This window comes from Tatumella ptyseos ATCC 33301 (assembly GCF_000735525.1).
GTDB classification, from domain to species: domain Bacteria; phylum Pseudomonadota; class Gammaproteobacteria; order Enterobacterales; family Enterobacteriaceae; genus Tatumella; species Tatumella ptyseos.
The window spans coordinates 171,036-191,857 of record NZ_JMPR01000020.1 but is presented as its reverse complement, the minus strand read 5'-3'; the positions used below and the strand labels follow the sequence as shown (position 1 = coordinate 191,857).

Below are 20,822 nucleotides of genomic sequence, written 5' to 3'. Positions count from 1 at the left end.
GCTTCAGTCCCTGTCACGCCGTGGCGCTTAGCGCTTTGCCGTGTCAGTGGGAGCGCATTATAGGGAGATAATTTTTTCTGACAAGGGTTTATTTCAAATAAATTATCGTTCGCTGAAACTTCACACAATCTGTACTCTTTCCAGGCTATTTCGCTGCATTTTTGATAAAAGCAGGTAACTCAGCCAGGCTATTGAGTACAACATCAGCCGTTTCTTGCGCTGTTTCATCAATAGGCTGCCCGCTACGAACCAGAATTTTATGTCCGACACCTGCCGCCTGAGCTGCCAGCATATCTTCCCGCTTATCCCCCACCATATAAGATGCGGCCATATCAATGTTCAACTGTTCCTGTCCCGAAAGTAACATCCCGGGCTTCGGCTTGCGACAATCGCAGACCTGAGCATATTCCGCGACACTCCCTTCAGGATGATGAGGGCAGAAGTAAATACCGTCCAGCTCAACATCGCGGTCCGCCAGTGACCAGTCCATCCATTCCGTCAGTTGCATAAACTGATCTTCTGTATACTTACCGCGGGCAATCCCTGACTGGTTCGTCACCACCACCAGCGCATATCCCATTTTCTTTAATTCCTGCATGGCTTCGATAACACCATCGATAAATTGGAAGTCGTCGATCTGATGCACGAAACCATGGTCAATATTGATAGTACCGTCTCTATCCAGAAAAATGGCCGGAATTTTATTTGTCACGCAATGACTCCTCTGATTAACTGGCCGCATTATCGCATGATCAGTTGTGTCAGTGCATCAAAAGCCGGATGGGACCGCTGCAACATTCAGCTATCCTTAAGAACAGTGCCGGGTTCGGGCGGGCACTACCCCCGTAAAATTACGATACTGTCTGTTTTCAAATTTCTTTCATTTATATGGCAAGGCGGTCCCGGGGGAATTTTACCCGGTACAATCACTGGCATAATGACCACGTACAGACAACTGATTAGCTGCTGCTGACCCAATACCGGTCGGAAAGACAGCCAGTAAGGCTACATCTGCACCTGCATCTATAAAAATGACCAATACAGTAATCCGTAACACTAACCATCATCGGATAAGATAATTATTGTATTACCCATCTACGCTGGTATTTATCTGATCAATGTATTGACCTGATTAAGTTATCAATCAGAATACAAATATAGTTTTGACTAACATCACTCTCTGCAAAACACAAATCCGCTAGCCTTACCTATTAATTGTTGATAAAGGGAATTTCACCATGATTTTATCATATGATAAAACCATCAATTACCTTCCAGAAAGAATACAATTTACAAAAGCTGTTCCTCAGGCAGAGAAAATGAATGTAAGAAAACCACTTTTACCGAAATCGGCAGCTTTTCTTTGGGGGTTGCGGTCGGTTTTATTCCCCTTCCGCTATATGTGGCATTAAGCTTTTCACCGGTAGGTATCATCGCCTGCTCAGTTATCCTCAGTCTGGCAGGAAGCACTGCAGGGTCAATGCTCGGCAAATATATTGGTAACATAATCTACGAGGTGACTAATGATCAGTAAACTCCCGATAGACCTGCTGTTATTATTAGGTCTTACCGCATTACTCGTATTAATGGCGCTTATTTTTTATAGTTATGCTTTTTTGTCGTTCGTCCCAGAGATAAAGAAATAACTAAGCTGTTCTACCAACGTTTTGGCTGCTACCCGCCAAGCGTTGAACTTTACTTTTCTCTCCCAAAGATAAAATATTTTCACTTCAGAAATTACTCTTATTACCAGATACTACTCAAAGAGAAAAACCAGAAATTCCTCATCAAACAGGGTATTACCTGCGAACAGTATGATTTTATTCGCGCTCTTCCATCAAACTTAACCGCACCGTTGTTAAAAGAAATAATATTAAGTTTTACAACCGGCCTTACTACGCTTCTTTTATTCGTATCTGGTTTCATTAGCATGTATTTCGACTGACCCTGCCCGCACGATGACTCCCGCCCTGCCTGAGGGAGGCCCTGTGATATTGAAGCCTCCCTTACCTTGGGCAATCCCCGACAGAGTTTTGACGCCGATAAGACGGCTATCACATATGCAAAATGACGATAAGACTTTCATTGATTTAGACGTCTGGATGCCTTAACATCCTTTCCATTACAGACATTGTCACTGCTGAAATGTCTTACAGCTCCCGTAATATCTTATAAAAAATCGAATACATAGATGATTAAATTAGAAAACATCAGCAAAGTGTTCACCCAGGGAACACAGACAATTACCGCATTGTCTGACGTCAGTCTGCATGTACCTGCCGGACAAATTTACGGGGTGATCGGTGCCTCGGGAGCCGGGAAAAGTACACTCATTCGCTGCGTCAACCTGCTCGAACGTCCGACATCCGGCCGGGTACTGGTGGATAACCAGGACCTGACGGCATTCTCTGAGAAAAAGCTCACGCTGGCACGGCGTCAGATTGGCATGATTTTCCAGCATTTTAACCTGTTAAATTCGCGCACGGTTTTCGGCAACGTGGCATTACCGCTGGAACTGGAAAACCGTCCGCGTGAAGAAATTAAACAAAAAGTCACCGCACTGCTGGAGCTTGTCGGACTGGGTGATAAGCATGATTCCCGTCCGGGCAATCTGTCAGGTGGCCAGAAACAACGTGTCGCCATTGCCAGAGCACTGGCCTGTGACCCGAAAGTCCTGCTTTGTGATGAAGCGACCAGCGCACTGGACCCGGCCACTACCCGTTCTATCCTCGAACTGCTGAAAGATATCAATCGCCGGCTCGGTTTGACCATTATGCTGATTACTCATGAAATGGATGTCGTTAAACGCATCTGTGATCAGGTAGCAATTATCAGTCAGGGCAAACTGATTGAGAAAGACCAGGTCAGTGAGGTGTTCTCTCATCCGAAAACCCCGCTGGCACAGCAATTTATTCAGTCGACTCTGCATTTAGATATTCCTGATGATTATCAGCAACGTCTGAGCCAGACCGCCGATAAAGGTAAAATTCCTCTGCTGCGTCTGGAATTTACCGGCGACTCGGTCGATGCCCCTCTGCTTTCTGAAGTCGCCCGTCGCTTCAATGTGGATTGCAATATTATCAGTGCTCAGATGGATTATGCCGGCGGAGTTAAATTCGGCATTATGCTGACCGAAATGGCCGGCGAGAGTAAACACAGCAACGATGCCATTCAGTGGCTACGCGAACAACATGTAAAAGCCGAGGTATTAGGGTATGTCTGACGCCATGATTTGGTTACTGGCTGGCGGTGTCTGGCAAACACTGATCATGACCTTCGTTTCAGGTTTCTTCGGGTTCGTTCTCGGATTACCGGTGGGGGTATTATTGTACATCACCCGTCCGGGACAGATTATGGCGAATAAATCGCTGTACCGGGTGATCTCTGCCATCGTCAATATTTTCCGCTCCATACCGTTCATCATTTTACTGGTCTGGATGATCCCTTTTACCCGTATCCTGGTCGGAACATCGATTGGCTTACAGGCGGCGATAGTGCCTCTGACCATCGGCGCGGCCCCCTTTATTGCACGCATGGTTGAAAATACCTTACTTGAGTTACCGGCAGGACTGATTGAAGCCTCCCGAGCCATGGGGGCAACACCGATGCAAATTATTCGCAAGGTGCTGCTACCGGAAGCATTACCGGGATTAATCAACGCTGCCACCATTACCCTGATCACGCTGGTCGGTTACTCAGCCATGGGCGGTGCCGTCGGTGCCGGCGGACTGGGTCAGATTGGTATTCAGTACGGTTATATCGGTTATGACGCTTTTGTAATGAATTCGGTATTAGTATTACTGGTTATTCTGGTGTATTTAATTCAGTTCTGTGGCGACCGGATTGTTCGTGCCGTTTCCCGGAAATAAGTCATTTAATAATTTTAATTAAGGAAGAGAACATGACCTTTACCTTTAAACAAATCGCTGCAGCAGGGGCTCTGATTGGTGCGATTGCACTGACAGGTTGCGGCCAGAAAAATAAAGAAGATGAAAACCATATCAAAGTAGGTGTCATTGCCGGTGCCGAACAGCAGGTAGCGGAAGTTGCCAAAAAAGTGGCCAAAGAAAAATATGGCCTGGACGTTGAACTGGTGACCTTTAACGATTACGTGCTGCCCAACGAAGCCCTGAGCAAAGGGGATATTGATGCGAATGCATTCCAGCATAAACCGTATCTTGACCAGCAAATCAAAGATCGCGGTTACAAACTGGTGGCAGTAGCCAATACCTTTGTTTACCCGATTGCCGGTTATTCCAAGAAAATCAAATCCATTGACCAGCTGAAAGACGGTGATCAAATCGCTATCCCTAATGACCCGACTAACCTCGGCCGTTCATTACTGCTGCTGCAGAAAACCGGTCTGATCAAACTGAAAGACGGTGTCGGACTGCTGCCGACCACTCTGGATATTACCGAAAACCCGAAACACCTGAAAATTGTTGAACTGGAAGCACCTCAGTTGCCTCGTTCTCTGGATGACAACCAAATTGCCCTGGCCATCATCAATACCACTTATGCCAGCCAGATTGGTCTGACACCGCAGAAAGACGGGATCTTCGTGGAAGGTAAAGACTCACCTTATGTGAACCTGATCGTGACTCGTGAAGATAACAAAGATGCACAGAACGTGAAAAACTTCGTTAAAGCGTATCAGTCTGACGAAGTGGCTGCGGCTGCCAATAAAATCTTTAATGGCGGTGCGGTTAAAGGCTGGTAAAATCTTACCGGCAGTGAACAGGGTGGCAGAGATGCCACCCTTTTTATTTCTGCATGCGGTGTCTTGTTATTTTCCTACGCTCTTGTTTCAATAGCCCCTGTTTATATTTTATGAGGGTTATCCAATGCGTCTGTTTCCGCTTTGCGTGTTTGCGTTAATGCTGACAGGCTGTTCCGTTCACCATGAACTTCCCGCTCGTCAGCCGCTTTCATCAGCAAAACACAGTGAGCCGGCACGCAATAAATATGCCCATCGTGCCACACCGGTGCAGATTTATACCTCCCCGACAGAATTGCTCAGTAAGCCGTTCCGGGATCTGGGAGAGGTCTCCGGAGAGGATTGTCAGTCCGGATCTCAGGACTCCCCGGCGAATATCAATACAGCACGTAAACGTATGCAGATAAAAGCGTCGGAATTAAAAGCCAATGCTGTCCTGCTGCACCAGTGTGCTGTTGTGACCACGACCGCAGGATGCTACCGTCAGGCGGTATGTCAGGGTTCGGCGCTGCAAGTCTCGGCCCAATGAGTGAGTTTACGTTCAATCCCATCGGGGTCATCCGTTCCCCGTGGAAAGAGAAGTTCGCCGTTCCCCGACAGCCAGGACTGGTAACACAGGAAGGCGGGGAGCTGCATTTACTGCCACCCTATAACCAGAATGATGCCGTACGTGGACTGGAGCAGTTCAGCCATTTGTGGGTGATTTTTGTTTTCCACCAGACAATGCAACAGGGATGGCGTCCGACCGTTCGCCCTCCCCGTCTTGGCGGTAACCAGCGCATGGGCGTTTTTGCTACCCGGTCCACCTTTCGCCCGAACCCGATAGGCATGTCACTCGTGTCCCTGGAAGGGATCCGTACCGGGAACCATCAGGTTATCCTGGAATTAGGCAGTCTGGATCTGGTCGACGGCACACCGGTAATTGATATTAAGCCTTATCTTCCTTTTGCCGAAGCCTTGCCCGATGCCCGTGCGGGATACGCGCAGGAAGCACCTGTTGCCGATATGCCGGTGACATTTACCGCAGACGCCAGACAGCAATTGTCTCTGCTGGCGAAGCAGTATCCCCGCCTGGAGCATTTTTTGTCTGAGGTACTTTCACAGGATCCGCGACCGGCTTACCGGAAACAGAGTGAGGACACCCGGGAATATGCCGCACGCCTGCTCGACTTTAATGTGCGCTGGCGTATTACCGGACACGGGAATGAAGTGTTTGCTATCGAGCCCGGTTAAATCACGCTTTTTGACAACGCGACTCACTGGTACACTAGCCGCCAGCCAAAAATAATCACTTTTCGATCTTCCGTTTAACTGGAATATTTATTAATGCGTACTTCTAAATATATGCTCTCCACCCTGAAGGAGACTCCTTCTGATGCTGAGGTTATCAGCCATCAGTTAATGTTACGTGCCGGCATGATCCGTAAGCTGGCATCAGGGCTGTACACCTGGCTGCCCACCGGCTTACGGGTAATGAAAAAGGTCGAAAAAATTGTCCGGGAAGAGATGGATAATGCCGGAGCCGTTGAAATCAGCATGCCGGTCGTTCAGCCGGCCGATTTATGGGAAGAAAGCGGACGCTGGGAACAGTACGGCCCGGAACTGCTGCGCATTAAAGATCGTAACGAACGTCCGTTTGTTCTGGGTCCCACCCATGAAGAGGTCATCACCGACCTGATCCGTAATGAACTGAGTTCCTACAAACAGTTACCTCTGAACCTGTATCAGATCCAGACAAAATTCCGTGACGAAGTGCGTCCCCGTTTTGGTGTGATGCGTTCACGTGAGTTTGTGATGAAAGATGCCTACTCATTCCATACTTCTCAGGCATCCCTGCAGGAAACGTATGACGCAATGTATCAGGCATACAGCCAGAGCTTCAGCCGTATGGGACTGGATTTCCGTGCTGTGCAGGCAGATACCGGTTCGATCGGCGGCAGCGCCTCTCATGAATTCCAGGTACTGGCGAAGAATGGCGAAGATGATGTCATCTTCTCTGATAGCTCCGATTACGCTGCTAACATTGAGCTGGCCGAAGCCGTAGCTCCTGAAGGTGAACGCCCTGCGGCCACGCAGGAAATGACTCAGGTCGATACCCCGGATGCGAAAACTATCGCCGAGCTGGTTGAGCAATTCAGTCTTCCGGTCGAAAAAACGGTGAAAACATTGCTGGTTAAAGCGACCGAAGAAAGCGGACATCCGCTGGTTGCCCTGCTGGTCCGTGGGGATCACCAACTGAACGAAGTCAAAGCAGAGAAGCTGGATGTCGTTGCCGCACCACTTTGCTTTGCGACAGACGAAGAAATCCGACAGGTTGTGGGTGCCGGTGCCGGCTCTCTGGGGCCGGTCGGACTGACGATCCCTGTGATCGCTGATCGTACCGTCGCGAAAATGAGTGATTTCAGTGCCGGGGCAAACATTGACGGCAAACACTGGTTTGGTATCAACTGGGGTCGTGACCTGCCGGAAGCCCGTGTTGCGGATATCCGTAATGTCGTGGAAGGTGATCGCAGCCCGGATGGCCAGGGTATCCTGCAGATTAAGCGCGGTATCGAAGTGGGTCATATCTTCCAGCTGGGCACAAAATATTCGGAAGCACTGAAAGCCACCGTTCAGGGCGAAGATGGCCGTAACCAGACCCTGACCATGGGCTGCTATGGTATCGGTATTACCCGTGTGGTAGCCGCCGCCATCGAGCAGAACCATGATGACCGTGGGATTATCTGGCCGGACGCACTCGCACCTTTCCAGGTCGCTATTCTGCCGATGAATATGCACAAATCCTTCCGGGTGCAACAACTGGCTGAAGCGTTATATGACCAGCTACGCGCTCAGGGTATTGACGTGATCCTCGATGACCGTAAAGAACGTCCGGGTGTGATGTTTGCAGATATGGAATTGATCGGCGTACCTCATACCATTGTTATCGGTGACCGTAATCTGGATAACGGTGAGATTGAGTATAAACACCGCCGTGATGCAGAAAAGAAAATGATCAAATCCGATGAGATCGTCAGTTACCTGACCGCCCGCATCCCGAACTGATTATTCTTTTTTCGGAAAGACCGCTTCTGTTAAAAACACACAACGCTGTTGTGTGTTTTTTTTATCGCTGAAAAACTTCACCCGCGTCAGGCAAATTGCTATTTTGAAAGGCAGACTTTTCCCCAAGGCCAGGGATCCATCCCCATGAAAATTATCACGACAGATACCCCCGATACCTGCAGGGACGGATTAATTGCACTGCTTACCGATAGTGTAAACAGCGGCGCGTCAGTCGGCTTTATCCGCCCGCTGGAAGCAAAGGAAGCGGAGAATTACTGGGAAAGTATTGAGTCATCACTGAAAGAAGGTTCCCGGAGATTACTGGTAGCTTTGCACCAGGAACAGGTAGCCGGTGCGATTCAGATAGCCTTTTGCGGGAAGAAAAACGGGCTGCATCGGGCTGATATTGAAAAGCTGATGGTGCATACCGCTTACCGGCGGCAGGGCATAGCCCGCCAGTTACTGAACTCTGTTGAGACACTGGCCCGGAATAGCGGCCGGACGCTGCTGGTACTGGATACCCGTACCGGCGATGCTGCCTCCCTGCTCTATCAGCAATCCGGTTACCAGCAAGCCGGGACAATCCCTCAGTTTGTGATGAATCATGAGGAGGAAATGGAAAGTACCACCTATTACTACAAATTACTGACGGAATAACTTCCCGTCCCTGGCCGGGCTGCCTTTAGCCTAAATCCCGTACCTTACCCCGCAGGTTTTTAGTGGCAGAATTACGCGATTTCGATTGCAGTCGCCTGATGCGGGAAGCCCGTGTCGGGCGGGTCGCTTTCCGGGGGGCCTCTTCATGGATCAGTTCGCGGATAAGATCCACCAGCCGTTCAATGGCGGCCGTCCGGTTTTTATCCTGACTGCGGAAAGACTGGGATTTGATCACGACTATCCCATCCGCCGTGATCAGATGATGGTTTACCTGTAACAGCTTCTGCTGAACCGGCTCAGGAAGCTGTGAGGCTTTGATATCGAAGCGCAGATGGACTGCCGTCGACGCTTTATTCACATGCTGTCCCCCTGCTCCCTGCGCCCGGATAGCACTCAGCCGGATATCCTCAGGATCCAGGGTAATTCCGCGGCCGATGTCGATCATTTTGCTGCCTGCCATTGGGTTAAACGTAATTCAGTATTTCGATCCCCCCCGGAAAGCCAGATCACCTCTTCCTGCAAGGTGACCTGCAGGCTCATATTACGATCAGCAAACTCACTCAGGGTGTTCAGTTGCTGGTCATCAATAAACCAGATGGATAGATTCCCTATCGCCGCCAGCTTATCACTGTTCTGCTGCCACCATACCCGGGCTGCCCGCTCACTGTAGGCAAAGAGGATCACCTGGTCAGCAATCGCCGAGGCTTTTTTAAGGCGACGCTCTTCGGGTAATCCCAGTTCAATCCAGAGCCGGACCGTCCCGTAATCGTGATGCAACCAGATTTCCGGCTCTTCGTCGGCCGACAGCCCTTTGGTAAACTGTAATCGTTCGTCCGCATTAATCACCCACGCAAGCAGCCGCAACATCATACGCTCGCGGGTTTCTGAAGGGTGTCGGGCCAGCGTGAGCTGAACATCTGAAAAATATTGCCGGTCGAGATCGGCAATATTCACCGATGCTTTATAAATAGTCGCTTTTAAGGCCATTGCCCCTCCTGTACAGAATTCACCTATTGTAGCGGAAAGGCAGGGGTGATATGAAACAGGATTATATTTTCTGTCGATAGCCTGAAGCTGAGTCAGATCTTGCTATCGGCGTGCCGGAAGACTAGGCTGATCACTCAAATACAGGTAAGCGGGGATACCGGAAGGCGCTTTTGCAGAGGGTGATTGGCTGTGAGGTAATACGCAGACGCTACCAGTAACCCGCTAACCAGGTACTGATGATCAGTTCAGCAGTTCATCCTCCGGTCTGGTGTACGCCGGAATAAGGAGAGGTGGGCTAATCAGGGATTATGCGGTGTTAACCGCTAAGCAATCAAGGTGAGCGACTATGTCAATGAACGATACGTATCAACCCATCAACTGCGATGATTATGACAACCTTGAACTCGCCTGCCAGCACCATCTGGTACTCACTATTGAGCTGAAAAACGGCGAAACACTTCAGGCGAAAGCCAGCGATCTGTTATCCCGGAAAAATGTGGAATACCTGATTGTGAATGAAAATAATCTCTCCCATGAGCTACGTCTGGACAGTATCGTCAGTTTCAGCCACCCGGAAATCGGTACCGTCACCATCAGCGAAAGCTGATCCCCCTGAAAAGGCAGCCCGCGGGCTGCCTCTCCGCCAGCCTTGAGCCTCTTTCAAGCCTGCCCTGTCCAGTTCAGCCACCAGCAGTCTGCATCAGGCAGATCTTTCGGCTCCGCATATCGGGTGACAAACACTCCCGGCGCACAAACCGGCTCGTCGTTGTAAAACAGAACCGGCGTGGTTTCTCGCCGCCAGGGGGGAATACCACATTCCTGCCAGATCTTTTTCAGGCTTCGGCCACGATCCCGGCCGACAATATAGAGCTTGCCCGGTACCGTGAACCTGACCGATAACCGCTCATCTGCGGTCGGCAGGCGTAACTTTATCCCCTGTTCTGCCGCGGTTAAACAGCCCAGTCCGGCCGGTAAAATCAGAGGTGTCTGTCTGTCTGACCAGTGAAGGACGGTCTGGCGCTGCCCTTCTTTCACTCTGACCCACCACAGATGCTGATCGTAACGCCTCAGTTCCCCTTCTCCTAAGGTCAGACGCGGGTTGGCATCCTCTCGACTCAGGGCTATCTCCTGCCATAGCCGGGCCAGGGCATCGCGTGAAGGCATGGGGGCACCGCAGTGCATCAGCCAGCGCCGTAGTATCGCCGCCCGCCTGACGGCACTGAATCCGGCTAATGGGCCGACAGGGATCGCCTTCTCATTAGTAATGAGGTTATCAAGTTCCGGACGCAATAATTCATCCAGCAGTGCTTCCTGCTCTCCGCACAGTTCCGCACTTCGGGTCACGGCGGCCGTAAAACGGGGCCAGCGCTGTTCAAGCTGAGGAAGGATCTTCAGACGCAGAAAATTACGGTCGTAGGCGGTATCCTGATTACTGTCGTCCTCCACCCAGTGTAACTGGTATTGAGCGGCATAAGCAGCCAGTTGCTGACGGGTGAAAGGAAGTAACGGTCTGAGTAATACCGCTGAGCCAAACCGGAGGACCGGCGGCATGGCTGACAACCCGGCAGGCCCGCTACCCCGTTTCAGCGCCAGCAATAAGGTTTCACATTGATCATCCTGATGATGCGCGGTGACCAGTGCTTCCCCGGGCTGCAGTAGCTCAGAAAATGCCGTATAGCGTGCCTCCCTGGCGGCGGCTTCGATTCCCCGGCCTTCCGTACACAGTGTCACCTTTCTGACCAGTAAAGGGATTGCCAGGTCGTCACAGACCTGCTGGCAATGCTGTTGCCAGTCATCGGCATACCGGCTGATACCATGATGTATATGTACCGCCCGCAGGGTAAGCCCTTTCGTCTGACGTAATCCGGCGAGCATATGGAGCAGTACCGCAGAGTCCATACCGCCACTGAAAGCCACCAGTAAGCGGTCATAGCCCTGCAGTGATAACGTTTCAGGTAACACTGTTGTCTGGCTCATAATCTATGATATTCACAGCAAAGAGAATAACCGGCACGTTAGCGGGAAAGATACCGGCATTCAAGTAGCAGAGAGAATAAACGGCTTTGACGACGGGTCGCTATTCCTGAACAGTATCATGCTGCCTGAACCCGGCCATCCGCGTCCCGGATCCAACGGAGCATAGCTTATGATAATCACGTGTCTGTCCTGCGCTATGCCCACGGGCTGCGCCCCACGCCGGAATATCCGCGTCTATAACTGATACAGTTCGAGGGGTAATCCATCGGGGTCGGCGAAGAAGGTAAAGGACTTCCCGGTTAATTCATCCGTTCGGATCGGCTCACAGCTTACGCCTTGTTGTTCCAGTGCGATCACCGCTTGCCGGAGATTTTCAACACTGAAAGCCAGGTGACGCAAACCGGTGGCCTCCGGATAGTTCGGACGGGCAGGCGGTGACGGGAAAGAGAACAGCTCGATGGCATAGTGCCCCTCCAGTGCCAAATCGGCTTTCCAGGAGTCCCTGTCTGCGCGATAAGTCTCTTCGAGTAACGTCAGCCCCAGCACTGTGCAGTAAAAATGCCGGCTCTTCTGATAATCTGAAGCGATAATCGCTATATGATGAATTCCTTTAAGTCCCGGCAGCATTTTTTCTCCGCGAAGTCAGGGATGTTGCCACTCTACGCTAACCGACTTATTCCCCCGGAACAAGGTCCCCTGAATGGCAGGTATAAAAAAGGCCGCCCGCAGGCGACCTTCACTGTCATCGATGATGATCAGGCATAACCGTAATTCATTAAACGCTGATAACGGCGGTTAAGCAGTTCATCTCCGGTTAATGCGTCCAGTTCTGCCAGGTCTGCCAGCAATTGCTGTTTCAGAGACTGTGCCATCGTTTCCGGATGACGGTGTGCGCCGCCCAGAGGTTCAGGGATCACGGTATCTATCAGTTCCAGCTCTTTCAGGCGCGAGGCGATAATACCCATCGCATCGGCAGCCAGAGGCGCTTTATCTGCACTCTTCCACAAAATGGAGGCACAGCCTTCAGGAGAGATAACAGAATAGGTGCTGTATTGCAGCATATTCACTTTATCACCCACCCCGATAGCCAGAGCGCCCCCTGAGCCACCTTCACCAATGACGGTACAGATCACCGGGACAGTCAGGCCGGACATTTCACGCAAGTTACGTGCAATCGCCTCTGACTGACCACGCTCTTCCGCACCCACGCCCGGATAAGCTCCCGGCGTATCGATAAAGGTCAGTACCGGCATTTTAAAACGCTCGGCCATTTCCATCAGGCGCAGTGCCTTACGGTAACCTTCCGGTGCCGGCATCCCAAAGTTACGACGAATTTTTTCTTTGGTTTCACGTCCTTTCTGATGACCAATAATCATCACCGGACGCCCTTCTAACCGGGCAATTCCGCCAACGATAGCTTTATCATCGGCATAAGCACGGTCTCCGGCCAGTTCATCAAAATCTTCAAAGGCATGACGAATATAATCCAGGGTATAAGGACGCATAGGATGACGGGCAAGCTGTGCCACCTGCCAGGCTCCCAGGTCAGAGAAAATTTTGCGTGTCAGTTCTACGCTTTTCTCACGCAGACGCTGAATTTCCTCGTCCAGATTAATATCATGTTTTTCATCCTGACGACCAATGGATTTCAGCGAATCAATTTTCGCTTCAAGTTCTGCAATTGGTTGTTCAAAATCCAGGTAATTAAGACTCATAATGTTCCTGTTTTAGTCAAACTCCAGTTCCACCTGCTCCGACCCTATCAATAAACGCAAATCGTTGAGCAGACGATCACTGGGCGAGATTCGCCACGATGCACCAAAGCGCAACCTTGCCCGAGCATCCTCTCTCTGATAGTAGAGATGTACCGGAATGGTCCCCGAACGGTACGGTTCCAGGGACTGACGGAGACGGTTTAAAAGCTGGTCATCAATTTGCCTGTCCGTCAGCGAGATAGCAAGACCGCGTGCATACTTTTCACGCGCTTCATCGATATCCATAATTTCCCTGGCGGTCATTTTAAGCCCGCCACTGAAATCATCAAAGCTGACCTGTCCGCTGACGATCAGAATACGATCTTTTTCCAGCAAATGCTGGTATTTATCAAGGGCATCAGTAAACAGCATAACCTCAAGACGCCCTGAACGGTCATCCAGAGTACAGATGCCAATACGGTTACCACGCTTGGTCACCATAACACGTGCTGCCAAAACTAACCCGGCAGCCACTGTTATCTTACCACGATCTGTCGGGTGCATATCTTTCAGACGTGTCCCCCCGGCATATCGCTCAATTTCTTTCAGATATTGAGTGATCGGATGGCCGGTCAGATACAGCCCCAGCGTCTCCCGCTCACCATCCAGACGAACCTGTTCCGGCCACGGTAATACACTGGCATACGACTGTTCTACCTGCTCCGGTTCGTCGGCGAGCACACCAAACATATCGGCCTGCCCGATTGCCTCAGCCTTAGCATGCTGATCCGCGGCTTTAAGCGCATCGTTCAGCGAACTCATCAATGCCGCCCGGTGCGGGCCTAGCCGATCAAAGGCCCCGGACATTATCAGTTTTTCCATCACCCGGCGATTTATTTTTTTAATATCGGTTCTGGCACAGAGATCAAACAGCTCCCTGAAATATCCGCCCTTGTTTCTTGCTTCAAGGATAGCTTCTATCGGACCTTCGCCAACACCTTTGATTGCGCCGATACCATAAACTATCTCGCCCTCATCATTCACATGGAACGGATACAGGCCAGAGTTGATATCCGGAGGTAATACTTTCAGCCCCATTCGCCAGCATTCATCCACCAGCCCGACGACTTTCTCGGTATTATCCATGTCAGCCGTCATTACCGCCGCCATAAATTCCGCCGGATAATGTGCTTTCAGCCACAGGGTCTGATAGGAGACCAGTGCGTAGGCTGCGGAGTGGGATTTGTTAAATCCATACCCGGCGAACTTTTCCACCAGGTCGAAGATCTTCATCGACAGTTCGCCGTCGATGCCCATACTCTCTGCACCATCACGGAATACCGAGCGCTGCTTGGCCATCTCTTCCGGTTTCTTTTTCCCCATGGCACGGCGCAGCATATCTGCCCCGCCCAGGGTATAACCCGCCAGCACCTGGGCTATCTGCATAACCTGTTCCTGGTAGAGGATAATACCATAGGTCGGCTCAAGCACCGGTTGCAGTGATTCATGTTGCCACTGAATATCCGGATAGGAAATGGCCTCACGCCCGTGCTTACGGTCGATAAAGTTATCTACCATTCCGGACTGCAACGGCCCCGGACGGAACAATGCCACCAGGGCTATCATATCTTCGAAACAGTCAGGCTTCAGGCGTTTAATCAGGTCTTTCATACCGCGGGATTCAAGCTGGAATACCGCGGTGGTTTCCGCCCGCTGCAGCATGTCGAAACTTTTCTTATCTTCCAGCGGGATAGACGCAATATCGATAGGCGGTTCGCCTTGCTTTTCCCGCCGGGCATTGATCATCTCTAATGCCCAGTTAATGATAGTCAGGGTACGCAGGCCGAGGAAGTCGAACTTCACCAGCCCTGCATATTCGACATCATTTTTATCAAACTGAGTGACCGGATGCTGACCCAGCTCATCGCAGTACAGCGGGGCAAAGTCAGTAATTTTGGTCGGTGCGATAACCACGCCTCCGGCATGTTTACCGGCATTACGGGTCACCCCTTCTAGCTTACGGGCCATATCGATAAGGGCTTTCACTTCCTCATCGGCTTCATAAATTTCAGGAAGCTGCGGCTCTGCTGCAAACGCTTTTTCCAGGGTCATGCCGGGATCGGGCGGCACCAGTTTGGAAATGCGGTCAACAAAACCGTAAGGATGTCCCAATACACGTCCGACATCACGAATAACCGCTTTCGCCGCCATCGTACCGAAGGTGATGATCTGTGAAACGGCTTCACGGCCGTACATCTCGGCCACGTGATCGATGACCAGGTCCCTCTTTTCCATGCAGAAATCGACGTCAAAGTCAGGCATAGAAACACGTTCGGGGTTCAGGAAACGTTCGAACAGCAGGTCAAATTCCAGCGGATCGAGGTCCGTAATTTTCAGTGCATAAGCGACTAAGGAGCCGGCACCGGATCCCCTGCCAGGCCCCACAGGCACGCCGTTATCCTTGGACCACTGGATAAACTCCATCACTATCAGGAAGTATCCGGGGAATCCCATCTGGTTGATAACGTCGAGCTCTATCTGCAGACGTTCATCATAGGCCGGGCGCTTTGCCTTACGTACTTCCGGGTCCGGAAACAGGAACTCCAGTCGCTCTTCCAGCCCCTGGCGGGAACTGGCAACCAGGAAATCCTCTGTGCTCATATCCCCTGTCGGGAATTGCGGCAGAAAATATTCCCCCAGACGCACCGTGACATTACAGCGACGAGCAATCTCGACACTGTTCTCCAGAGCTTCGGGAATATCGGAGAACAATTCACACATTTCGTCTTCAGTACGCAAATATTGCTGCGCGCTGTACAGGCGGGGACGCTTAGGATCGTCCAGTGTGTAACCATCGTGAATAGCGACACGGATTTCATGCGCATCAAAATCGGTTTCACTCAGAAAGCAGACATCATTCGTGGCAACAACAGGAATATCCTGTTCCCGGGCTAATTCAATCGCCCGATGCAGATATTCTTCTTCATCAGGACGACCGGTGCGATGTAACTCGAGATAATAACGGTCAGGGAAATACTGCTGATAGAATGCGAGGCACTCGTGGACTAACGCATTGTTACCGCGCAGCAGGCTGCGGCCAACATCGCCTTTACGCCCGCCGGAAAGCAGAATCAAACCTTCGCTCAGTTCAGTCAGCCAGTCGCGATCAATGGTCGGCCCCTGCAGGCCGTATCCCCGTTGATAGGCTTTAGAGATCAGTAAGGTCAGGTTCTGATAACCGGTATTATCACTGGCCAGAACGGTCAGGAAGGTGAGCTCATCCCCCATAAGATCACTGGCAACGCGGAAGTCTGCGCCAATAATCGGTTTTATACCGGCGCCATGCGCTGAACCGTAAAATTTCACCAGCCCGCAAAGGTTGGTGAAATCAGTGATGGCCAGCGCCGGCATATTCAGTGAAGCGGCTTTTTTGACCAACGCCCCCGTCTTCGCCAGTCCATCGATCATGGAATAGTCGCTATGTACGTGCAGATGAATAAAACGGGGTTCAGCCATAAGGGTTCCGGGATTACGATGTAAACTGTCTGAGTGTTATTTTCCGGCAACCGGGGTGGTATCTGTCACTCGCCGGACCGGGGCAAAACTGCGACGATGGAAAGGTGTTGCACCTAATAGCGCCAGTTTTTCCAGGTGGTAAGGTGTCGGGTAGCCTTTATGCTTAGCAAAGCCATATTCCGGAAATAACGTGTCCAGCTCTGCCATTTCCTGGTCACGGGTTACTTTAGCCAGGATAGACGCGGCACTGATTTCTGCCACCAGGCTATCCCCTTTTACCACCGACTGCGCTGCCATCGGTAACGCGGGACAACGGTTACCATCAATCAGCACCATATCAGGCCGGACACTCAGTCCGGCAACAGCGCGCTGCATCGCCAGCATGGTTGCATGCAGGATATTCAGCTGGTCTATCTCTTCAGGCTCAGCCCGTCCGAGACTCCAGCATAACGCTTTCTCTTTAATTTCGTCGTACAACGCTAAGCGGCGCTTTTCGGTCAGTTTCTTGGAATCTGCCAGCCCCTGAATGGGCTGTTCGGGATCCAGAATAACCGCAGCGGTCACCACGGCACCGACCAGCGGCCCGCGCCCGACTTCATCCACACCGGCAATACAGTGTGCCAGCGGGTAGATAAAAGAACTCATTGTGTTAACTCCAGCACAGCCTGTGCTGCCTGTTCATCCGCGTTCCAGCGGATCTGTTGATGCATTTCAGCAAACGTTTCCAGCAGTGCCGTTCTCTCCGGCCCCTGATGAAGCAGCGGATCCAGTGCCCGGGCAAGCAGCTCAGGCTGACATTCATCCTGTAGCAATTCCCGCACCAGTTCTTTTCCGGCTAACAGATTCGGTAACGATACCCATTCTGTTTTTACCAGTCGCTTCGCCAGCCAGAAAGTGAAAGGTTTCATACGATACCCCACTACCATCGGACATTTCGCCAGCATGCACTCGAGGGCTGCGGTCCCGGAGGCCAGGATAGCCGCATCACTGGCTATCATGACATCACGAGCTTGCCCATCCGTCAGGTGTAATACCAGTTCAGGTGCGACCTCAGCTTTAATCGCTTCAAACTGCGCGCGACGACGGGTATTGACCATCGGAACTACGATTTCCAGTGCCGGATAGGTCTGCCGCAGTAATTGCGCAGCTTTCAGGAAATCGGCACTCAGCATCTCAACTTCGGCTTTTCTGCTGCCCGGTAATAATGCAAGGCAGAGGGCATCAGGAGAGAGGGACAGACGTGCCCGGGCCGCGTGTTTATCAGGTTGCAGAGGAATACTGTCGGCCATTGTATGGCCGATAAAACGGCATGGCACCTGAAATTTATCGTAGAAGGCTTTTTCAAAGGGCAGGAAGGCCAGTACCAGATCGGTGTTACGACCAATTTTAAATACCCGCTTCTGCCGCCATGCCCAGACTGACGGGCTGACATAATGAATGGTCCGGATACCTGCGCGTTTCAGGCGTCCTTCCAGCGGAATATTGAAATCCGGCGCATCGATTCCGACAAAGACATCCGGCCGGAGCGCAGTGAGTCGTTGGGTCAGATCCCGGCGGATTTTCAGCAAACGGGGAAGACGGCCAAGGACTTCAACAATCCCCATCACCGCCAGTTCTTCCATCTCATACCATGCTTCACAACCTTCCGCCTGCATCAGGGGGCCGGCAACACCCACAAAGCGGATATCAGGATGTTTTGCTTTAAGAGCCCGGATAAGGCCTGCACCAAGAATATCGCCGGAGGTTTCTCCGGCGATAAGTGCAACAGTCAGTGGACGCATCGCCATTCGTTACCGGATAAGCCCACGGGTAGAACGGGCGAAGAAATCATAGAAAGGCCGGACTTCAGCATGAGCTTGCGCCAGGGCTTCAATCTCTGGCTTCACTTCATCCAGGGTTTTACCACTGCGATACAGAAGCTTATAAGCATTACGGATGGCATGCAGCGCTTCTTTACTGAAACCACGGCGTTTCAGACCTTCAATATTAATACCGAACGGTGTGGCGTGATTCCCCTGAGCAATAACATAAGGAGGAACGTCCTGAGCCACCCCGGAACAACCGCCGACCATGACATGAGCACCGATGGTGCACCACTGATGGACTGCCGTCATCCCGCCAATAATCGCAAAGTCATCAACCGTCACATGACCGGCCAGGGTTGCATTATTCGCAAAGATACAGCGGTTACCAATCTGACAGTCATGGGCAATATGAGTATTCACCATCAGCAGATTATCACTGCCGACAACCGTCACACCGCCACCCTGAGCCGTTCCGCGATGAATGGTCACACTCTCACGAATACGGTTGCGATCGCCGATGACAACACGGGTCTCTTCTTTCGCGTATTTCAGATCCTGGTTCACTTCACCGATAGAAGCAAACTGGTAGATCTCGTTCTCTTTACCAATGCGCGTATGTCCGTTAATGACAATATGAGAGTTCAGGACAGTGCCTTCACCAATCTCAACATTGGGGCCGATGACGCAGAACGGTCCGATACGGACTCCGGGTCCGATAATTGCGCCCTCTTCAATGACAGAAGAGGGGTGGATGCTGGCGGTTTTATCAATCACGTTATGACTCCCGGCTACGGGCACACATCATTGTTGCTTCACAAACAACTTTGCCATCGACTGTAGCAACACCGCTGAAACGCGTCAAACCACGACGGGTTTTTTCAAAAGTCACTTCCATCACCATCTGGTCTCCCGGAACGACAGGACGTTTGAAACGTGCACTATCAATCCCTGCGAAGTAGTACAGCTCGCCGGGTTCCAGTTTACCTACGCTTTTAAACGCCAGGATGCCGGTAGCCTGAGCCATCGCTTCCAGGATTAACACACCAGGAAAAATCGGTTTACCCGGGAAATGCCCCTGAAAGAAAGGCTCATTCACAGTCACGTTTTTAACGGCCCGCAAATATTTGTGTGGTTCAAAATCCAGAACACGATCAACCAGTAAAAACGGATAGCGGTGTGGCAGCAGTTCCAGAATCTCTTCAATTTGCAGAGTATGTATTTCAGTAGTCAAAATACTCTTCCTGTCCTAAAAATCTGTTATCAATAATAACACGACCTGCATGATCAATTGATACATCGCAGGTCGCAAATATAAAAGTGTCGGATCAGCACGAAGAGCCATGGAACCGGATGTACTGCTCCGGGATATTCCGTGACTCTTACCGGTTAAGTTATGGTTAGTTATCTTTACCGGTTTTACGCTCGATAGCTTTCAGGCGTTTGTTCATATCATCGATATTCATGACCAGGGCCGCGGTCTTACGCCAGGCTTTGTTTGCCTGCAACGGTATCCCTGAAGAATAGACCCCCGGTTCAGTGATAGGCCGCATGACCATCCCCATTCCGGTGACCGTTACTTTATCACAAATTTCCATATGACCATTGATTACACTGGCGCCACCAATCATGCAGTAACGGCCAATTTTCAGGCTTCCCGCCATAATCACACCACCGGCAACTGCCGTATTGTCGCCAATTATGACATTGTGCGCAATCTGACATTGGTTATCGATGATAACTCCGTTACCGATTTGGGTATTATCCAGCGCCCCGCGGTCGATAGTCGTACAGGCACCAATCTCTACCCGGTCACCGATAACCACCGAACCAAGTTGCGGTATCTTCACCCAATTGCCGCGATCATTGGCATAACCGAAGCCATCAGCCCCGATCACCGTCCCTGACTGCACCAGACAATTTTCGCCGATAACCACTTCATGATAAACAGAAACGTTAGCCCACAGCCGGGTACCCGCTCCAATCCGCGTTTTTTTACCGACAAAACAACCCGCCCCTATCACGACGTTATCACCCAGTTCTGCACCGGATTCGATAACAGCATTCGCCCCGATAGCCACATTAGCACCCAGCCGGGCCTGTGGAGAGACAACCGCACCCGGGCCGATATTCTCGGCAGGCGATGGGGTCGTATCCAGAAGCTGCGCCATACGCGCATAGGTCAGATAAGGGTCTTTCACAACCAGTGCTGCACTTTGGCACCACTCCAGATCCGCTTCCGTCAGCACCACAGCATCGGCTTTACAATGCGCAAGCTGCTCGCGGTAACGACTGTTGGCCAGGAAAGTTATTTTTCCGCTTGTTGCGGATTGCATAGAAGCAATGCCGGAGATGGCAATATCGCCATCTCCGTGCAATTCTGCATCTAACTGCTGCGCTAAATCAGCCAGTCGAATAGATGACATC

The 20,822-nt window shown here is 51.2% G+C and carries 20 protein-coding genes; 8 read left to right on the top strand and 12 right to left on the bottom strand.

Annotated features, from left to right (window positions below):
• Window positions 1-145 precede the first annotated feature (145 nt).
• Complete coding sequence (gmhB, locus tag GTPT_RS06190; RefSeq protein WP_025901317.1) at window positions 146-712, bottom strand: D-glycero-beta-D-manno-heptose 1,7-bisphosphate 7-phosphatase; 567 nt, start codon at window positions 710-712, stop codon at window positions 146-148.
• A 1,479-nt stretch (window positions 713-2,191) separates the two neighbouring features.
• On the opposite strand from gmhB, the gene metN reads away from it, so the two are divergent.
• From metN to GTPT_RS06155, 7 genes are all read left to right on the top strand, one after another.
• Window positions 2,192-3,223: a methionine ABC transporter ATP-binding protein MetN gene (gene metN, locus GTPT_RS06185; RefSeq protein ID WP_025901315.1), complete on the top strand. Its 1,032-nt coding sequence runs from the start codon at window positions 2,192-2,194 to the stop codon at window positions 3,221-3,223.
• On the top strand, window positions 3,216-3,869 hold the full coding sequence (locus GTPT_RS06180) for a methionine ABC transporter permease MetI (RefSeq protein WP_025901314.1): 654 nt from the start codon (window positions 3,216-3,218) through the stop codon (window positions 3,867-3,869). The genes metN and GTPT_RS06180 overlap by 8 nt, the downstream gene beginning before the upstream one ends.
• Window positions 3,870-3,901: 32 nt before the next feature.
• Complete coding sequence (locus GTPT_RS06175) at window positions 3,902-4,720, top strand: MetQ/NlpA family lipoprotein (protein WP_029990198.1); 819 nt, start codon at window positions 3,902-3,904, stop codon at window positions 4,718-4,720.
• A gap of 124 nt (window positions 4,721-4,844) precedes the next feature.
• On the top strand, window positions 4,845-5,246 hold the full coding sequence (gene rcsF / locus GTPT_RS06170; protein WP_025901312.1) for an Rcs stress response system protein RcsF: 402 nt from the start codon (window positions 4,845-4,847) through the stop codon (window positions 5,244-5,246).
• On the top strand, window positions 5,243-5,950 hold the full coding sequence (gene tsaA / locus GTPT_RS06165) for a tRNA (N6-threonylcarbamoyladenosine(37)-N6)-methyltransferase TrmO (protein WP_029990200.1): 708 nt from the start codon (window positions 5,243-5,245) through the stop codon (window positions 5,948-5,950). Before rcsF ends, tsaA begins: the two co-directional genes overlap by 4 nt.
• A gap of 93 nt (window positions 5,951-6,043) precedes the next feature.
• Window positions 6,044-7,762, top strand: a complete 1,719-nt coding sequence (gene proS / locus GTPT_RS06160) for a proline--tRNA ligase (protein ID WP_029990201.1) — start codon at window positions 6,044-6,046, stop codon at window positions 7,760-7,762.
• A 144-nt stretch (window positions 7,763-7,906) separates the two neighbouring features.
• Window positions 7,907-8,419 (top strand): GNAT family N-acetyltransferase, encoded by a 513-nt coding sequence (locus GTPT_RS06155; protein WP_025901309.1) that lies wholly within the window; start codon window positions 7,907-7,909, stop codon window positions 8,417-8,419.
• A 25-nt stretch (window positions 8,420-8,444) separates the two neighbouring features.
• On the opposite strand, the gene arfB is transcribed toward GTPT_RS06155, so the two are convergent.
• Together arfB and GTPT_RS06145 are read right to left on the bottom strand one after the other, a co-directional pair.
• Window positions 8,445-8,864 carry an alternative ribosome rescue aminoacyl-tRNA hydrolase ArfB gene (gene arfB, locus GTPT_RS06150; RefSeq protein WP_025901308.1) on the bottom strand — a complete coding sequence of 140 codons (420 nt, stop codon included), beginning with the start codon at window positions 8,862-8,864 and terminating at the stop codon, window positions 8,445-8,447.
• Window positions 8,861-9,406 (bottom strand): YaeQ family protein, encoded by a 546-nt coding sequence (locus GTPT_RS06145; RefSeq protein ID WP_029990202.1) that lies wholly within the window; start codon window positions 9,404-9,406, stop codon window positions 8,861-8,863. The genes arfB and GTPT_RS06145 overlap by 4 nt, the downstream gene beginning before the upstream one ends.
• A gap of 346 nt (window positions 9,407-9,752) precedes the next feature.
• On the opposite strand from GTPT_RS06145, the gene rof reads away from it, so the two are divergent.
• The gene (gene rof / locus GTPT_RS06140; protein WP_029990204.1) at window positions 9,753-10,013 is read left to right on the top strand and encodes a Rho-binding antiterminator; all 261 of its coding nucleotides are present in this window, start codon (window positions 9,753-9,755) and stop codon (window positions 10,011-10,013) included.
• A 53-nt stretch (window positions 10,014-10,066) separates the two neighbouring features.
• Here rof and tilS read toward each other — a convergent pair whose 3' ends face one another.
• The 9 genes from tilS to lpxD all read right to left on the bottom strand — a co-directional run bounded on the left by tilS (window position 10,067) and on the right by lpxD (window position 20,821).
• Window positions 10,067-11,383: a tRNA lysidine(34) synthetase TilS gene (tilS, locus tag GTPT_RS06135; RefSeq protein ID WP_029990205.1), complete on the bottom strand. Its 1,317-nt coding sequence runs from the start codon at window positions 11,381-11,383 to the stop codon at window positions 10,067-10,069.
• Window positions 11,384-11,617: 234 nt separating this feature from the next.
• Window positions 11,618-12,010, bottom strand: coding sequence for a VOC family protein (locus tag GTPT_RS06130; RefSeq protein ID WP_038011057.1), 393 nt, complete (start codon window positions 12,008-12,010; stop codon window positions 11,618-11,620).
• Between the two features lie 128 nt (window positions 12,011-12,138).
• The gene (accA, locus tag GTPT_RS06125; protein ID WP_025901303.1) at window positions 12,139-13,098 is read right to left on the bottom strand and encodes an acetyl-CoA carboxylase carboxyl transferase subunit alpha; all 960 of its coding nucleotides are present in this window, start codon (window positions 13,096-13,098) and stop codon (window positions 12,139-12,141) included.
• A gap of 12 nt (window positions 13,099-13,110) precedes the next feature.
• The gene (gene dnaE, locus GTPT_RS06120) at window positions 13,111-16,593 is read right to left on the bottom strand and encodes a DNA polymerase III subunit alpha (RefSeq protein ID WP_029990206.1); all 3,483 of its coding nucleotides are present in this window, start codon (window positions 16,591-16,593) and stop codon (window positions 13,111-13,113) included.
• A gap of 36 nt (window positions 16,594-16,629) precedes the next feature.
• Entirely contained in the window at window positions 16,630-17,238 is a 609-nt protein-coding gene (rnhB, locus tag GTPT_RS06115; RefSeq protein WP_029990207.1) for a ribonuclease HII, read from the bottom strand.
• Window positions 17,235-18,380, bottom strand: coding sequence for a lipid-A-disaccharide synthase (gene lpxB / locus GTPT_RS06110; RefSeq protein ID WP_025901300.1), 1,146 nt, complete (start codon window positions 18,378-18,380; stop codon window positions 17,235-17,237). Before lpxB ends, rnhB begins: the two co-directional genes overlap by 4 nt.
• A gap of 3 nt (window positions 18,381-18,383) precedes the next feature.
• Window positions 18,384-19,172 (bottom strand): acyl-ACP--UDP-N-acetylglucosamine O-acyltransferase, encoded by a 789-nt coding sequence (gene lpxA, locus GTPT_RS06105; protein WP_025901299.1) that lies wholly within the window; start codon window positions 19,170-19,172, stop codon window positions 18,384-18,386.
• A gap of 1 nt (window position 19,173) precedes the next feature.
• Entirely contained in the window at window positions 19,174-19,629 is a 456-nt protein-coding gene (fabZ, locus tag GTPT_RS06100; protein ID WP_025901298.1) for a 3-hydroxyacyl-ACP dehydratase FabZ, read from the bottom strand.
• 166 nt (window positions 19,630-19,795) lie between these two features.
• Window positions 19,796-20,821 (bottom strand): UDP-3-O-(3-hydroxymyristoyl)glucosamine N-acyltransferase, encoded by a 1,026-nt coding sequence (gene lpxD, locus GTPT_RS06095; RefSeq protein ID WP_029990209.1) that lies wholly within the window; start codon window positions 20,819-20,821, stop codon window positions 19,796-19,798.
• Between the last annotated feature and the right edge of the window lies 1 nt (window position 20,822).

Excerpts from the sequence above, each read along its gene's own strand:
- GTPT_RS06175 (WP_029990198.1), top strand. The coding sequence starts at position 3,902 with ATGACCTTTACCTTTAAACAAATCGCTGCAGCAGGGGCTCTGATTGGT.
- lpxB (WP_025901300.1), bottom strand. The coding sequence starts at position 18,380 with ATGGCGATGCGTCCACTGACTGTTGCACTTATCGCCGGAGAAACCTCC.
- lpxD (WP_029990209.1), bottom strand. The coding sequence starts at position 20,821 with ATGTCATCTATTCGACTGGCTGATTTAGCGCAGCAGTTAGATGCAGAA.
- tilS (WP_029990205.1), bottom strand. The coding sequence starts at position 11,383 with ATGAGCCAGACAACAGTGTTACCTGAAACGTTATCACTGCAGGGCTAT.
- rof (WP_029990204.1), top strand. The coding sequence starts at position 9,753 with ATGTCAATGAACGATACGTATCAACCCATCAACTGCGATGATTATGAC.
- arfB (WP_025901308.1), bottom strand. The coding sequence starts at position 8,864 with ATGATCGACATCGGCCGCGGAATTACCCTGGATCCTGAGGATATCCGG.
- GTPT_RS06180 (WP_025901314.1), top strand. The coding sequence starts at position 3,216 with ATGTCTGACGCCATGATTTGGTTACTGGCTGGCGGTGTCTGGCAAACA.
- tsaA (WP_029990200.1), top strand. The coding sequence starts at position 5,243 with ATGAGTGAGTTTACGTTCAATCCCATCGGGGTCATCCGTTCCCCGTGG.
- rcsF (WP_025901312.1), top strand. The coding sequence starts at position 4,845 with ATGCGTCTGTTTCCGCTTTGCGTGTTTGCGTTAATGCTGACAGGCTGT.
- dnaE (WP_029990206.1), bottom strand. The coding sequence starts at position 16,593 with ATGGCTGAACCCCGTTTTATTCATCTGCACGTACATAGCGACTATTCC.
- metN (WP_025901315.1), top strand. The coding sequence starts at position 2,192 with ATGATTAAATTAGAAAACATCAGCAAAGTGTTCACCCAGGGAACACAG.
- accA (WP_025901303.1), bottom strand. The coding sequence starts at position 13,098 with ATGAGTCTTAATTACCTGGATTTTGAACAACCAATTGCAGAACTTGAA.
- GTPT_RS06145 (WP_029990202.1), bottom strand. The coding sequence starts at position 9,406 with ATGGCCTTAAAAGCGACTATTTATAAAGCATCGGTGAATATTGCCGAT.
- rnhB (WP_029990207.1), bottom strand. The coding sequence starts at position 17,238 with ATGAGTTCTTTTATCTACCCGCTGGCACACTGTATTGCCGGTGTGGAT.
- proS (WP_029990201.1), top strand. The coding sequence starts at position 6,044 with ATGCGTACTTCTAAATATATGCTCTCCACCCTGAAGGAGACTCCTTCT.
- GTPT_RS06130 (WP_038011057.1), bottom strand. The coding sequence starts at position 12,010 with ATGCTGCCGGGACTTAAAGGAATTCATCATATAGCGATTATCGCTTCA.
- GTPT_RS06155 (WP_025901309.1), top strand. The coding sequence starts at position 7,907 with ATGAAAATTATCACGACAGATACCCCCGATACCTGCAGGGACGGATTA.